Here is a 14,129-nt window from a genome sequence, read left to right on the forward strand (position 1 = left end):
GTGAGGCTTTGCTCGCCATAGGGCAAAGCCTCTTTTTTAAAGTGGAGGGCCTATGGATAAAAAACTAATTATTTGGCTCCATGAAGAGCTTCCTAAATGGGAGAAAAAGGGCTGGATTAGCCATGAAAATGCAGCGGCTATGAAGGTATCTTATGGTTCGATTGGGCCACGAAAAACACCCTCATTAATGCGCCTTGTAGCACTGTTACTAGGACTTTTATTGGTGGGCTTAGGCATATTTTTACTATTTGCCGGTTATTGGTATAGTTTCTCCCCTGCTGGTCGTTTGGACTGGTGTATTGCAGTATTGCTTGTTGCTATTATCGCTTTGGGCGCTGGACTATGGAAGGCGCCGCGCGGTGGATTGGGGGCTGAAGCAGTAGGCTTATTCTATGTGCTTGTAGTGACTATGACTACCTTTTTAATGGCTGATACATATTATACAGGGGCAGGGATTGGCATTTATTGTTTGATTATCATGGTGCTGACCTTACCTGTTGTGTATCTCCTTGGTAGTCAATTATCGATGATTGCATTTTTAGGTATATCCTTATTGTGGAGCACCTCGGCCCATGATATAACCATTTGGGGCGAACCGGCCTGGATTTGGGTATTGCTTGCTTTAGGGGGCCCTTTTTTTGCTGAGCGCTTGCGGTCTCGCACTGTAGGGCTTATTTCCACATTATGGCTTTCTTGGGCTTATGTGGCTGCCTTATTTGGGGCATTTTTCTTTACCATTAATTCGTACCAATTATCCTTAGGCTTGTTCTTTGTAGCCACCTTGTCGGCTGTTACCTTTGCGTTAGGTAGTGTATCTAAAGAGCAAGGTTTATGGACCTTGCCATTTAGAGGCATTGGAGCATTAGGCCTCATTTATGTTGTTGTAGCTGGTACTTTCTTGGGCACTTGGGAAGAAGAAGCGGCCACCACACCAGGCATAGGAGCTTTATTGTTGGCTGTAGCTGCTTTAGTGTTGATCGGTGGTGCCATTCGGGCGTTATGGCGTGACAAACAGGGGCTTGAAATTCTTATAACGATTTGCCCTTTAGTTGTGGGGCTTTTAATTGTTACCGTGCATATGGGGGTAACCGCCTTGTCGGCTTCGATTTTGTTTAATACATATGTAGTCATATTAGCGGCAGTTATGTTCTTCCGCGGTGGTGTGACAAATCGTGTAGCACTAGTAAATGGTTACATTTTTGCCTTTTTGGCTATGATTGGGGCCCGCTTTTTTGACCCCGCGTTTACCTTTGTAGAACGAGGGCTTACTTTTATCGTAGCAGGGGCGGCTATATTCGTGGTGAATTTATTCTATATGTGGCGTAAGCAAGCAGAACGGAATTCTATTAATGCTTCCGTACAGCGCGCAGGCCGTCGCATGCATAGAAAACAAAGTGTAACGACAAGAACTGGGGACGTAAGGGACTCTCAAGATAGTGTTGAAGAATCTAGCTCAGAAACTAGTGTTGATACCAGTGAATCAGAAGATAAGGCTTTACATCACGAGGCTCTGCCAAGTGATGAGTCTGGCGGGCAGCAGTCTCGTAGTGCCGCTAATGGAGAGGAGGATTCTCATGAAAAATAATCTTCCTATCAAATGGATATGCTTTGTTCTTGTGGGGCTTTTTACTATACTCGCTCCTTTTTATATTCAACAGCGTTCCACTTCGTTGCGACAAGGTGGCGTTGAATACCAATGGCCGGTTACGTTAAGCCGCACGGCGAGTTGGATTCCTTCAGATTATTTAGATGTGAAATTCTTAGGGAGTCGCACGACTTGGCAAGGACAAGGGCTTCCTACAGTGAACCAAGAGGCCTATATTTGGATAGCACCTAAGGCTAATGGTATTTTAGAAGTACAAGGCGCATCTAATGAAAAGCCTGCTTCTGGGGAGTATATTTTGGCTCGTTTAACAAAAGTTGAAAAAACTGATGTGGAGTTTCAAATTTTATTTAATCGAGTTACATTGGATTTAACTAAAGTAGACCCGCAGTTTTATACTACGTATAAAGGCACCTTATTAGCTACATTAAAAATTAAGGATGGCTATGGTGTTGTAACAGGTGTATACTCTAAAGGTGTGTCTATTGAAACAGCAACTCCAGAGAGTGTGGAGCAGCAGGAACTAGATAGTCGAACACCATTGTCTCAAATTGGTGAACCTAAGCCTGTAGAAGTAACGCAAGATAGACAAAATGAGCAACAATAGGAGTGGTAGTATGGATTTAGGGCATGAGCAAGTGGATGTACAACAATTAGCTGAGCTATTTAAAGTATTAGGTGATCCAACGCGTATTCGCATAGTACGCCTTTTATTAAATAAAGAAATGTGTGTATCTGATATTGCTGATACGATGGGAATGGGGCAATCTGCTATTTCTCATCAATTGCGTGTATTGCGGCAAGCACGTTTGGTAACATTTCGCAAAGAAGGAAAAACAGCTTGGTATAGTTTGAATGATGAACATGTGGTAGTCTTATTAAAACAAGGTATTGAGCACGTGGCGCATCAATAATAGTAAGTCGGAGTCTCTTATTTATAGGTCATAATTTAGATTGTATTACAAAATAGATTATGAGTCTGTAAATAAGGGGCTTCTTTTGTTTATCAGACAAATGAAGGTTAGACAAATGAAGGCGTAAAGGCTTATAATAAAGTGTTAATGAAATTATTAGATATAAAGGGATTTGTATGAAATATATAACCATAGAACAGGCACAGGAACCAATTTCTCTATGGTCTTCTTTTGCAGACGCAGAGAAGGTGTATTGGTATAATCCTGTGCGTCAACAAACTATATTTGCAGCAGTTCGCGCGGCTGCCTTTGGGGTGGAAACTTTTGATGATACCGCATCAACTCATAGTAGTGAATACCCTTATCTTTGGTATAGTGAGACCTTTTTCCCTAATACAAAGTCCGATTTGTGGGCTGGTATGGGAAATGAAGTGGTGGGCTTTAACTACTATTATGTGCAGGATGAAGCAGGTGCACGTTGGTTTGTACCGGAGCATAATGATGAGGTGCGCTTAAAAGTGGAAGGCCTTGCTAAGAGTTCTGGTGCTTCATGTGCCTTGCGTGTTTCTGCAGGGGCTAAAGAGTCTCATGTAACCAAGACTTTTGAAGTATCTAAGGAGTTCGGAGGGACTAATACTTCCGGAGGGTCTAATACTTTCGAAGGAGCTAAGACGTTCGAAGAAACTAATGAGTTTGGGGTTAAAGCTAATAGGGACAACAGTCTTACTCTTGAGGAGGCTACTGATTCATTAGCGAGTATGCATCAGGCGTATACGATTAGTACGGATGATTATGAAGATTGGCATACGTTTTTCTCGGTCATTCAGGACACCATACAAAGTGGTAAGGCCGTAAAAATTGTAGCTTCAAGAGCGGTAAAATTAGAGAGTGAAGTATCATTTGATATAGATTTGATGCTCCGCGGCTTACAGCGTAATAATCCAAGTAGCTTTGTATTTGCCTATGCTAAGGGCGATGCAGTGTTTATTGGGGCAACACCAGAAATTTTAGTACAAAAAAATCAGTCTCATGTATTGAGCTATGCCTTAGCGGGGACCATTAAAAAGCAAAGTCCTACAGATAGGGCAGCAGGTCAGGCCTTGTTAGAAGACCCTAAAAATTGTCATGAACATGCCATTGTAGTGGATATGATTAAATCGACTATGAAGACCTTAAGCTCTCGCGTTGAGGCGGAAGAAATGGGCCTTATGGAGCTTAAAAATCTATTTCACTTGCGAACCATCATTACAGCAGAAGGTGGGGCACCTAATATTTTGACTTGGGCTCATGCGTTACATCCAACGCCAGCCATGGGGGGCCAACCAAGAGAGGTTGCCTTAGATGTACTAGCTAAAGCTGAACCTCAAGAGCGAGGTTTATATGCAGCGCCATTGGGTTTTTTGGAAACTAATGGCAATGGACATTTAGATGGCACCATTGTGGTGGGCATCCGCTCTGCCTTAGTGAAAGATAATATTGCCTACGCCTATGCAGGTTGCGGCATTGTAGGAGATTCTGACTGTTTAAGTGAATATGAAGAAACTAAGACTAAGTTAGGAACAATTTTAGAAGTTTTATAAAGAGGTAAGAATGAACGAATACTTAGCGGCTCTAGTGGATGAGCTTTATACGTTGGGTATGAAAGAGGTTGTGTTTAGTGCAGGGTCTAGGTCTACATCACTAGCCATGTTATTTACTGCGTATGGTAAATTTAAAACCTATATGAATGTGGATGAACGGTCGGCAGCATTTTTTGCTCTAGGCATAGGGAAGAGTACTGGTCGCCCCGTAGGATTGGTTTGCACGTCTGGCTCTGCAGGTACGCATTATTTTCCTGCTGTAGTCGAGGCGAAGGCCAGTCACATTCCATTAGTAATGATGACGGCAGATCGACCTAGTGAAATGCAGTTTGTAGGGGCACCACAGACGATTGACCAAATGCGACTGTTTGGTGAATTTGTCAATCATTTTGAAAATTTAGAAGGTCGTTTAGAGGATTTTGTATATCCTCGGCAAGTAGCGCAGCGCGCTGTACTCGGAGCCTTGGGGAGTGGCGGGGCGATGAGTGGTCCTGTACAAATTAATGTGCCTTTAAGAGAGCCCTTAGTACCTGCTTTGGACTGGGCATATTTTGAAAAAGGACGAAATTCGACTCTATTTCAGTATATAAAAGGACACATGACCAGTACCTATAGAGGCGATGAATTGCGTGGCAAACAGGGCATCATATTGGCGGGCCCTTATAACGAACCACAAGGTACTATAGAAAGGACCAAAGCTCATGAGGTAGCCTATGTAGAAAGTGTATTAACTTTAGCCAAGCAATTGAAGGCACCGGTTTTAGCGGACCCATTATCGCCGGTGCGACAATGGAGTGATGACTACATTATTGATAGTTATGATGCTTTTTTAAGTGATTCTAAACTAAAGGATACATTGCGTCCGGACTATATAATTATGTTAGGGCAATTACCTGTATCTAAGAGGGTACATCAATTTTTGAAACATCATAGGGATGTTCTTTGCTTGCAGGTGGATCCTTCCTTTACCTATCGAAATGGCATGGTAACTACCAATCGTATAATTGCCAGCTCTGTTATAGATTTTGTAGCGGGTCTAACTGTTATGAATGAAGATGCAAGTTATGCTAGCCTTTGGCAAGCGGAACAAGAGTCTATGCGGCAAGCCTTGCATGAGGTAAAAAGTGAACCTAGCTTATTTGAAGGTCGCCTCGTACATGAGTTACAGGGGATTATGCCAGAAGATAGCCAAGTGGTAGTGGCTAATAGCATGGCTATTCGAGACTTTGATTATTTTTGGTCAAAAGGTGTACAGAATATACGAATTCTAGGCAATCGAGGGGTTAATGGTATTGATGGAACTATCTCAACAGCTTTAGGTGTGGCTAGTACGGGGCGCCCTACAGTGTTGGTGACAGGGGATTTATCCTTTATTCACGATATAAATGGTCTTCTTATGGGACGCCAAGCTAATATATCCTTAACCATCGTCTTGTTTAATAATGATGGGGGCGGGATTTTTGAGTATTTACCTCAAAAAGGAACAGCCTATTTTGATTATTTATTTGCTACCCCACAGGGCGTTGATTTTAAAGGCTTGAGCACCTTGTTTGCTGTTGATTATGAAGAAATACAATCCTATGAACAGTTTAAACAGGCCGTTGCGGCAAGTTTAGATACGCCGGGGATTCAGATACTTGAAATAAAAACTGGTAGAGAATCGTCTTGTGCTTTACATAGAAAGTATACGGTGCGAAACTATGAATGATGAACTGGAAACATTAGATGAAATTCCTGTATATGATCAAGGGGAACGGGCTGAACTGGATAGTATTTTACATGATGCGGAAGATGTGTTTGTTACGATTGATACCGTATCCTATCATGTACTACTTCGCGGTGAAGGTTTCCCATTGATTTGTTTACATGGCTTTAGTGAAGCTTGTGATACGTGGCAACATTTGAATTTACCTGGTTTTCGCTTATATTGCATTGATTTTTTAGGCCATGGATTTTCTGATCGGCCTAATAAAAGTAATTTATATGAATTTAATACTGCTTTGCGCCATTTGTATACTTTAATTCATACTTTGGTAGGCGATGAGCCCTATGGTATGTTAGGATATTCTATGGGTGGTCGCATGGCCTTGCAATATGCTGCTATGTATGAGCCAGAGCGATTGGCTTTTTTGATTTTAGAATCGGCTAGTCCAGGGATTGAGCATATGACGGAACGAGGCTTACGTATGGGTCATGATGAAAAATTGGCAAAGGCTATTGAAAGCCATTCTATACAATGGTTTGAAGAGCTTTGGTCATCGCTGCCTATTTTTAGTTCACAGCAAACATTGCCTGAGACTGTACAAGAAAGTATAAAACGGCGCCGGTTAAGCAATGAGCCCTATGTACTAGCTCATACTTTGCGCGGTACAGGACAGGGAAAAACGCCCTATGTAGGTGATTCCATTGAAAAACTAGGGACGGAAATTTTATATATTGCTGGCGAATACGATGCTAAATACATGGAATTTGGAACTCATGTATTCGCTCCTTGCGGGAATGTGTCCTTTGTATCAGTGCCGCAGGCAGGTCATAATGTGCATATAGAAAAACCTAAAGAGTTTAATGATATTGTTGATTTATTCCTGTCAGATTTTAGTGAGCGTAGCATTAGTTAGGTCATAATGGAGTGAATTCAATAGTTAGTAAGAAGTACTATTTCAAAGGAGGTTTATTATGAGTAAATTTGATTGGCAAGTATTGGATCGCGGTTATGAAGACGTGATTTATGAAACTTATAATGGTATTGCAAAGATTACGATTAATCGTCCAGAAGTGCGTAATGCCTTTCGTCCTAAAACAGTTGTGGAGTTAATTGATGCCTTTACTATTGCTCGTGATGATGCTGAAGTGGGCGTTATCGTATTGACTGGGGCCAACCATGGTGGCGATGTAAATAAAGAAGCATTTTGCTCTGGTGGCGACCAACGTGTACGCGGTAATGGTGGCTATGTAGGGGAAGACCGTATTCCACGCCTTAATGTACTTGATTTACAGCATTTAATCCGCATTACACCAAAACCTGTTATTGCCATGGTAAATGGCTATGCCATTGGTGGCGGTCATGTACTTCATATTGTGTGTGATTTGACAATTGCGTCTGAAAATGCAAAATTTGGTCAAACTGGTCCACGGGTAGGCTCTTTTGATGCAGGCTATGGTGCAGGTTATTTAGCTCGCTTAGTGGGTCATAAAAAAGCACGTGAAATCTGGTTCCTTTGCCGTCAATATACAGCACAAGAAGCTCTTGATATGGGGCTTGTTAATACAGTTGTACCATTTGAACAATTAGAAGAAGAAACTGTTAAATGGTGTGAAGAGATTTTACAATTATCTCCAATGGCCCTTCGCTTCTTAAAGGCATCTTTCAATGCTGATACAGATGGCTTAGCTGGGTTACAACAATTCGGGGGCGACGCAACTCTTATGTATTATACAACGGATGAAGCAAAAGAGGGGCGCGATGCATTTAAAGAGAAGAGAAAACCTAATTTCAAACAATTCCCTAAATTCCCTTAATCGGAGGTCGAAAATATATGAGATGGTTGCGTGAACAGGTAGAAAATAGACCTGATCAATCGTTTCTAAATGGATACTCCTATAAACAAATTTACAATCAAGCTATATTGTTAGTAGGTTTCTTAAATCCTACCATTGCTAAACGGAAGCGTATTGGCGTGTGCAGTGAAAACTCCTTGCAACTGGCCATAGTGCTGTTTGCTTTGTGGCTTTCTGGCAAAGAGGTGTTTTTAATTAATCCACAACTTTCTGTGGAAGAGCGCATGAGTCAAGCTGTAGAGCTCGGTGTAGACTTAGTATTTACATCGCCACAGGTACAAGCTCGGGTGGTGGCAGAACAAGAAGCTGCTGATGGGGAACAATTAAAAGTGGGCAAAGCACAGCTTTGCTCCTTGGCTGGTTGTGTTAGTGCTGCGTTGGCACAAATTCGCTTTATTGAAGGCAATGAGGAACATCTAGTGCAATGGCAGAGTATACCTGCATTGCCCCTTATGGATGAACAAACGGGGCGGCGTTTAGTAGCATTGTTTGAGCAATTAGTACCTACTCATGAGAAGGTATCCTCTAAGGTAATTACGGACGCTGATGACGATGCGATTGCCGCCATTATGACTACCAGTGCTACTACCGGTAAGGTAAAGGCTGTGCCCCTTCGTTGGGGGCAAATTGAGGCCCATGTAAAAGCCTCAGCTCAAGTGCTGGGCGTTGCACCTGAAGATAATTGGCTTATCGTACTACCCATGTTTCATGTGTCCGGCTTATCTATCTTGATGCGGACCTTGTACAATGGGACAGCCGCTACCATTCATTCAGGTTTTGATGAAGACGCTGTACTCAAGGCTATTGAGACGGGAAAAATCAATATGATGTCTTTAGTGCCTACCGTGTTGCAGCGTTTAGTGAACAAAATTAAACATCATCAGTTACGTGTCATTCTTTTAGGCGGAGAGTTTATTCCTAATGCCTTAGTAGAAGCGTGCTTGGCGAAACAGTTGCCTATATTTAAGACCTATGGTATGACCGAAACTTTTGCGCAGAGTACAACAGTAGATATTTTAAAGTATCCACAAAAATGGCAATCTGTAGGAAAGCCATTGCCAGGTGTAGTGATTGAAATTAGGCCATTACATGCTAAAGGGGTTGAAGACAGTGTAGGATCTCTGGCGACTGGGGCAACTGGGGCGACTCGTTTTACTGAGGATGAGATTGGAGAAATTTGGATTTCCTCGCCCATGGTTATGAAGGGCTATTTAGGTCAGGCACCGATTCAAGGTTTCTTTAATACGGATGACATGGGCTATGTAGATGAGGATGGCTTTTTGTATATTGTAAATCGCCGGAAGGATATTATTATTTCCGGTGGTGAAAATATATATCCTAAAGAAATTGAAGATGTATTGTATACGTTGGATGGCATTAGAGAATGTGCTGTGGTGCCTGAGGCAGATGAAAAATGGGGGCAAGTTCCGGTATTATACTATGCTGGTGCCGCTGACCCTGCTACTGTTGAGTCGCACTTACGGCGCCATTTGGGACGTTATAAGCAGCCCAAGACCATTCATAAATTAGAGGCCTTGCCACGTAATAGTTCTGGTAAAATATTGCGGCGTGCTTTAATGTGATGACAGATATGGTATTTTATAAATAAGCAAGGAGGAAGGTTATGAGAGTACAGTCCATAGTATTGTGGCGTCTTCGCTTGCCTATGAAATTTGATTTTCATACGGCTAAGGGCGTCGTGAGAGAACGTCAGACTTTAATAGTAGAAGTCATAACAGAATCTGGCATTCATGGATTTGGTGAAGTCGTAGCCTTCGAAACTCCTTTTTATACAGATGAAACAATTGATATCAGCGAGGAATGGCTACGAAATGTCATTCCTTTTTTTGTTGGTTTTACCATGCATGAGCCATGGGATTGTTATAACTGGGAACCGCCATTTGAGCAATCTGGAGTTGATGATAGTGTTCGCAAGGGACGTAGTACTAGGGCATATGTAGATGAAAATATAGGTAAAAACATAAGTAAAAACATAAGTAAAAACACAGGTAAAAACATAGGTGAACGTTTAGACGCATGGGAGAGGGGCGCTTTGGCACTGTTGCGTGAGGGCCGCCTGCCAATGGCTTGGGCGGGCCTTGAAAATGCATTGCTTCATGCTTTTTTTGAAGAGCAAAATAAGCCGATGATACAAACGTTAGTAGACCTTGCTTTAGATAAGGACTGCGCTCTTACGTCAACAATTCCCTTGGGCTTAGTTTTTGGGGACATGCCTATTCCATTATTATTGGAAAAAATAAGTGGCGCTGTAGCACAGGGTTGTAAGCGCGTAAAAATAAAGTTAACGCCTAATGATGCGGAGAAGCGCCTCGCCGCAGTGCGCAATAGATTTCCCGATTTAGAATTAGCTGCTGATGCGAATCGCAGCTTTGCTGTTTCCCAATGGCCTTTAGTAAAGACATTAGATGCGTATCATTTAAAATCCCTAGAGGAACCATTTGAGGTAAGCCATTCGGTGGCGCAAACCTATGGGATGGTGCCCAAGGAATTTTGGCAAGATTGGAATACACCTTTGAGTTTTGACGAAAGCGTGCAGTCCTTAGACGAATTAAAAGAACTACATGGCATTTTCAAACAGTTGCATTTACAAAATACTGTAATAGATACATCTGTTGCGGCATCTGTTGTAGGCGTTAATACGCCAATAGATTCTACAACTGAATCCTTCGAAACTAGTTTGGACTCTGGGGCTTTGGCGAGAGAGACAGCTCAAAATGTATATGCTAGGCCGACTCTTTTGCTGAATATTAAAATTGGCCGTTTAGGCGGCCTTCGTGAGGCCTTACGTTGTATAGCCTATTGTAAAGAACAGGGCATTGGATTTTGGGTTGGAAGCATGGTGGAAAGTGGTATTTCAAAAATACTCCATGTAGAATTGTCAGCCTTGCCTGCTGTGTGGATGGCGGGCGACTTATCTGACTCGATGCGATATTTTGAAGCAGACTTAATCGAGCCATTAATTACTTTTTCAAAGGGATATATGAGAGTTCCTGCAGGCCCTGGGCTAGGCGTAAAAGTAAATCGTCATATCTTACACACCTATGGTACAATCATAATGAATACATCAGAAGATAGTCATTCGATTGTAATGATATGAGCAAAGAGCTGGCAAAGGCTCGGTGTTTGTAAAGCCAGGGGCGGATTGTAGTATTAGGGAAGATTACAAATATAGTAAAGATTACAAAGATAGCAAAAACGCAAAGATTGCAAAGATAGAAAAGATAGAAAAGATAGAAGAGATTGGAAAGGACTGTATATGACTTTAGTTGATCAATTAGGAATTGAATATTTACGGCTCACTGATGAAGGGTTTGAAAGTGCTATGACGTTAAATGAATTTCACCAACAACCGTATGGCTTGTTAAATGGCGGTGCTATACTTGCCTATTGTGAAGCTATTGCCGGTGAAGCATCTAACAAACTGGGAACAGCAGATTATGAAGCGTTAAAAAAAGCTGCCGGTATAGATGATGCGGCGCATGCAACAGACTATGAAGAGCTAAAAGTTGTTGCTGGAACGAGAGCCGATAAGTCAGGTCAAAAAGATTTTGTACAAATGAATCTCATGGCAAAGGGCGTGCAGGATGAACGCCTGGCTGCTCAGTTGGCCAAAGGCCCTTATGTAGCTGTGGGACAGACCGTTACAGGCCAACATTTGAATTCTATGAAGTCTATGGGCCGTGTTATTGCTACAGGGACTTTAATAAAAAAAGGAAATCGTAATCATGTATGGCAAATTGATATTCGCAATGAAGAGGGGCTTCGTATTTCACAGGTTACGGTTGTTAATGCCCTTATTTATCCTATGGGGGCTAAGGGCAAATGATTAATAAACGCATATTAAGTTTGCTTGTTCTAACTGGTATAATGGCGGGCTTAGTGGGTATTGGGTTTACTAATTTAATGCATTTTATACAGCATTTGACCTACAATTATACTGAGGCAGACCATTTGAGCTTTGGTCTTGGTGTCGCTAATGCATCCCCTGAGCATCGTGTGATAGCCTTACTTTTATGTGGTGTAGTTGGCGGTGTAGGGTGGTATGTAATCCATCGTTTTGGCAGTCCTTTAGTGGATGTAAAACAAGCCGTGACCAATCCAGATAAGCCGATGCCTACCTTGACCACCTTGTGTCATGCAACCTTACAAATTATTACGGTGGGCATGGGCTCTCCTTTAGGACGTGAAGTGGCACCCCGTGAAGCTAGTTCGGCATTAATTACATGGGTGATGAAGTTTGTAAAGGTTACTAAAGAGGAGCGAAGTTTGCTTATTGCCTGTGCCTCTGGGGCAGGGTTAGCGGCCGTGTATAATTCGCCATTATCAGCAACAATCTTTGTATTGGAGACATTGCTCCTTACATGGAATCGAAAATCCCTAATCTCCGCTTTAATTGCTTGTGGTGTAGCCACATATATTGTGCGTTTAGGTTTAGGCGATACCATTCAATATGATATGATGCAGCCCCCTTTGACGGGCGCTATGGCTGCTTTTTCCATAGTATTAGGCCTAGTTATTGGCTTGGCCGTAGTACTCTTTGATAAATCACAAACGGCCTTACCTACAATAAATCGTAAAAGCCCGAAAATGATATTTTGGTTTATTTTAGCCTTCACCTTTGTGGGGGTTATGGCTATGTATTTTCCTTCTATTTTAGGGAATGGCAAGGCAGGTAATCAGTTGACCTTTGCTGAGCTGGTGAGTTGGCAATACGCTCTTGGTATGTTCGGCACAAAATGGATAGCCGTTGTATTAGCGTTAGCTGTAGGCGCTTATGGTGGTAAAATTACACCTTCTATGATGCTAGGCAGTACATTGGCCTTGGCTTTGGGCGTTGCTTGGACAGCTATTATAGGGCCTATTTCACTAGGGGCAGGAGCGTTTCTTGGGGCCGTAGTGTTTTTAGGTCTGGCTCAAAAAATGCCTCTTACTTCAGCTGTTTTTATGCTCGAATTGTCTCGTTTTTCCGTAGAATACTTATTTCCCGTTACCTTGGCTATGGGGGTAGGCTTGCTCGTACAACAGTGGCTAATTTCAAGGGACTAAGAGAATAGAATACATTTAGGTTAGTAAAATAAAAGAGGATATTATGATTATTAAACGATTAGACCATTTCGTTCTTACCACAGCAGATATAGAAGCCTGTATTAATTTTTATGTCCGTATGTTAGGCATGGAGCTAGATCAAACCAATAATCGCTATGCCTTGCGATTTGGAGAACAGAAAATTAATATTCATACAAAACCAGCAGAGTTTTTGCCCGCCGCTTTGTATCCAACTGGTGGCAGTTTAGATTTTTGCTTACTAATTGATACCGATAAAGATATGGCAACGGTAAAAGCCGATATTGAGGCCAAAGGTGGAGTTGTTGAGTTAGGTCCTGTAATTCGTCATGGTAGCTTAGGAAAAATGGAAAGTATTTATTTGCGAGACCCTGATGGAAATTTAGTAGAATTAAGCCAGTATATGTAATCGTAGAGCTTATATATGTTAAAATGGTTGTAAGACGTAAGACGTAAGACGTAAGACGTAACAGTAGGCAGTATATGGGTATTACTTGATGATTGTTAAACGTCTAAGCTTAAAATTTTAAGTTTAATAGTTTAGGTTTAATAGTTTAGGTTTAATAGTTTAGGTTTAATCGTTTAGGTTTAACAGTTTATAGGAATGCGTCGATATGTGGTGATGTACGTACTGTGAATGAAGGGCGGTGCATGGAGATGGCAGACTTTGTATGGAATGATATGTTTTCGGAAGAGTTTAAAACAAAGCGTAAACCCTTATTAGAAACATATGTAACGAGACAGTTTGCACAGCGCTATAAGCAGGAGCTGTGCAAGGTATTTGAAGTAAGTGAAGTTACATTTGATTTTCGCGGTAGATGTGGTGGGTTTGATGTGCTAGGCGGTGCTAGTGACGCCTTAAAAACAGTTTGTGAAGAATTTGATGCCATGGAACTCTACGAATTCTCTGAGAATTTACCTTGGTATGAATATGATATTTTTATGGACAGCATATTTAATCGTTGTGGTAAATTTATAAGTCCTAAATTTAGAGTACGAAATGCAGTGAGGGCTGAGGCTATCTTGCTGAACAGCTTTTTTGCAAAAGTTGTAGACGGACAAGAGCTTGATGAATCGATTTAATTGAATGGAAGTAGTAAGGGCGTTCTGAGCTGGCGTAGATAGAATAACGAGCTAGATTAGGCAGAATAATGCTGCGTGGTGTACTACTACTTCTTAGTTCGCCTCTTATTTTTGTATAAGAAATAACAAGTTGAAAATTTGTAAAAAATATTAAAAAAGTACTTGCGCACATTTTTTACATATGATACAATAACTTTGTTGTTGCGAAAGAGTAGAACGAAACAACGAAAAGAATAGTTTTACTTATATATCGGGGCATAGCGCAGTTTGGTAGCGCACCTGGCTTGGGACCAGGGGGTCGCAGGT

Annotated in this window: 13 protein-coding genes; all 13 read left to right on the forward strand. The window is 41.7% G+C overall.

The features are described from left to right. Positions 1-52 precede the first annotated feature (52 nt). On the forward strand, positions 53-1,585 hold the full coding sequence (locus Q0376_RS05275) for a DUF2157 domain-containing protein (protein ID WP_298704920.1): 1,533 nt from the start codon (positions 53-55) through the stop codon (positions 1,583-1,585). After that, positions 1,575-2,210 (forward strand): hypothetical protein, encoded by a 636-nt coding sequence (locus Q0376_RS05280; RefSeq protein WP_298704922.1) that lies wholly within the window; start codon positions 1,575-1,577, stop codon positions 2,208-2,210. Before Q0376_RS05275 ends, Q0376_RS05280 begins: the two co-directional genes overlap by 11 nt. Before the next feature lie 10 nt (positions 2,211-2,220). After that, a complete protein-coding gene (locus tag Q0376_RS05285; RefSeq protein ID WP_298704924.1) occupies positions 2,221-2,517 on the forward strand; it encodes a helix-turn-helix transcriptional regulator in 297 nt (98 codons plus the stop codon). A gap of 176 nt (positions 2,518-2,693) precedes the next feature. Next, the gene (locus Q0376_RS05290; protein ID WP_298704926.1) at positions 2,694-4,097 is read left to right on the forward strand and encodes an isochorismate synthase MenF; all 1,404 of its coding nucleotides are present in this window, start codon (positions 2,694-2,696) and stop codon (positions 4,095-4,097) included. A gap of 10 nt (positions 4,098-4,107) precedes the next feature. Beyond that, on the forward strand, positions 4,108-5,805 hold the full coding sequence (gene menD, locus Q0376_RS05295; RefSeq protein WP_298704928.1) for a 2-succinyl-5-enolpyruvyl-6-hydroxy-3-cyclohexene-1-carboxylic-acid synthase: 1,698 nt from the start codon (positions 4,108-4,110) through the stop codon (positions 5,803-5,805). After that, positions 5,798-6,715, forward strand: coding sequence for a 2-succinyl-6-hydroxy-2,4-cyclohexadiene-1-carboxylate synthase (gene menH, locus Q0376_RS05300; RefSeq protein WP_298704930.1), 918 nt, complete (start codon positions 5,798-5,800; stop codon positions 6,713-6,715). The genes menD and menH overlap by 8 nt, the downstream gene beginning before the upstream one ends. Before the next feature lie 58 nt (positions 6,716-6,773). Next, positions 6,774-7,616 (forward strand): 1,4-dihydroxy-2-naphthoyl-CoA synthase, encoded by an 843-nt coding sequence (gene menB, locus Q0376_RS05305; RefSeq protein ID WP_298704932.1) that lies wholly within the window; start codon positions 6,774-6,776, stop codon positions 7,614-7,616. Positions 7,617-7,633: 17 nt separating this feature from the next. Then, positions 7,634-9,238 (forward strand): o-succinylbenzoate--CoA ligase, encoded by a 1,605-nt coding sequence (menE, locus tag Q0376_RS05310; RefSeq protein WP_298704934.1) that lies wholly within the window; start codon positions 7,634-7,636, stop codon positions 9,236-9,238. 41 nt (positions 9,239-9,279) lie between these two features. Continuing rightward, positions 9,280-10,773, forward strand: coding sequence for an enolase C-terminal domain-like protein (locus Q0376_RS05315; RefSeq protein ID WP_298704936.1), 1,494 nt, complete (start codon positions 9,280-9,282; stop codon positions 10,771-10,773). A gap of 159 nt (positions 10,774-10,932) precedes the next feature. After that, positions 10,933-11,502, forward strand: coding sequence for a PaaI family thioesterase (locus Q0376_RS05320; protein ID WP_298704938.1), 570 nt, complete (start codon positions 10,933-10,935; stop codon positions 11,500-11,502). Further along, positions 11,499-12,722 (forward strand): chloride channel protein, encoded by a 1,224-nt coding sequence (locus tag Q0376_RS05325; RefSeq protein ID WP_298704940.1) that lies wholly within the window; start codon positions 11,499-11,501, stop codon positions 12,720-12,722. The genes Q0376_RS05320 and Q0376_RS05325 overlap by 4 nt, the downstream gene beginning before the upstream one ends. Positions 12,723-12,765: 43 nt before the next feature. Beyond that, complete coding sequence (locus Q0376_RS05330) at positions 12,766-13,149, forward strand: VOC family protein (RefSeq protein WP_298704942.1); 384 nt, start codon at positions 12,766-12,768, stop codon at positions 13,147-13,149. Between the two features lie 248 nt (positions 13,150-13,397). Further along, positions 13,398-13,823: a hypothetical protein gene (locus tag Q0376_RS05335; protein ID WP_298704944.1), complete on the forward strand. Its 426-nt coding sequence runs from the start codon at positions 13,398-13,400 to the stop codon at positions 13,821-13,823. The last annotated feature ends 306 nt before the right edge of the window (positions 13,824-14,129 follow it).

It is taken from the genome of uncultured Veillonella sp. (genome assembly GCF_937981445.1).
Taxonomy (GTDB): Bacteria; Bacillota; Negativicutes; order Veillonellales; family Veillonellaceae; genus Veillonella_A.

Coding starts and splice junctions, on each gene's coding strand:
- Q0376_RS05335 (WP_298704944.1), top strand. CDS start 13,398: ATGGCAGACTTTGTATGGAATGATATGTTTTCGGAAGAGTTTAAAACA.
- Q0376_RS05290 (WP_298704926.1), top strand. CDS start 2,694: ATGAAATATATAACCATAGAACAGGCACAGGAACCAATTTCTCTATGG.
- Q0376_RS05330 (WP_298704942.1), top strand. CDS start 12,766: ATGATTATTAAACGATTAGACCATTTCGTTCTTACCACAGCAGATATA.
- menD (WP_298704928.1), top strand. CDS start 4,108: ATGAACGAATACTTAGCGGCTCTAGTGGATGAGCTTTATACGTTGGGT.
- Q0376_RS05320 (WP_298704938.1), top strand. CDS start 10,933: ATGACTTTAGTTGATCAATTAGGAATTGAATATTTACGGCTCACTGAT.
- Q0376_RS05280 (WP_298704922.1), top strand. CDS start 1,575: ATGAAAAATAATCTTCCTATCAAATGGATATGCTTTGTTCTTGTGGGG.
- menB (WP_298704932.1), top strand. CDS start 6,774: ATGAGTAAATTTGATTGGCAAGTATTGGATCGCGGTTATGAAGACGTG.
- menE (WP_298704934.1), top strand. CDS start 7,634: ATGAGATGGTTGCGTGAACAGGTAGAAAATAGACCTGATCAATCGTTT.
- Q0376_RS05275 (WP_298704920.1), top strand. CDS start 53: ATGGATAAAAAACTAATTATTTGGCTCCATGAAGAGCTTCCTAAATGG.
- menH (WP_298704930.1), top strand. CDS start 5,798: ATGAATGATGAACTGGAAACATTAGATGAAATTCCTGTATATGATCAA.
- Q0376_RS05325 (WP_298704940.1), top strand. CDS start 11,499: ATGATTAATAAACGCATATTAAGTTTGCTTGTTCTAACTGGTATAATG.
- Q0376_RS05285 (WP_298704924.1), top strand. CDS start 2,221: ATGGATTTAGGGCATGAGCAAGTGGATGTACAACAATTAGCTGAGCTA.
- Q0376_RS05315 (WP_298704936.1), top strand. CDS start 9,280: ATGAGAGTACAGTCCATAGTATTGTGGCGTCTTCGCTTGCCTATGAAA.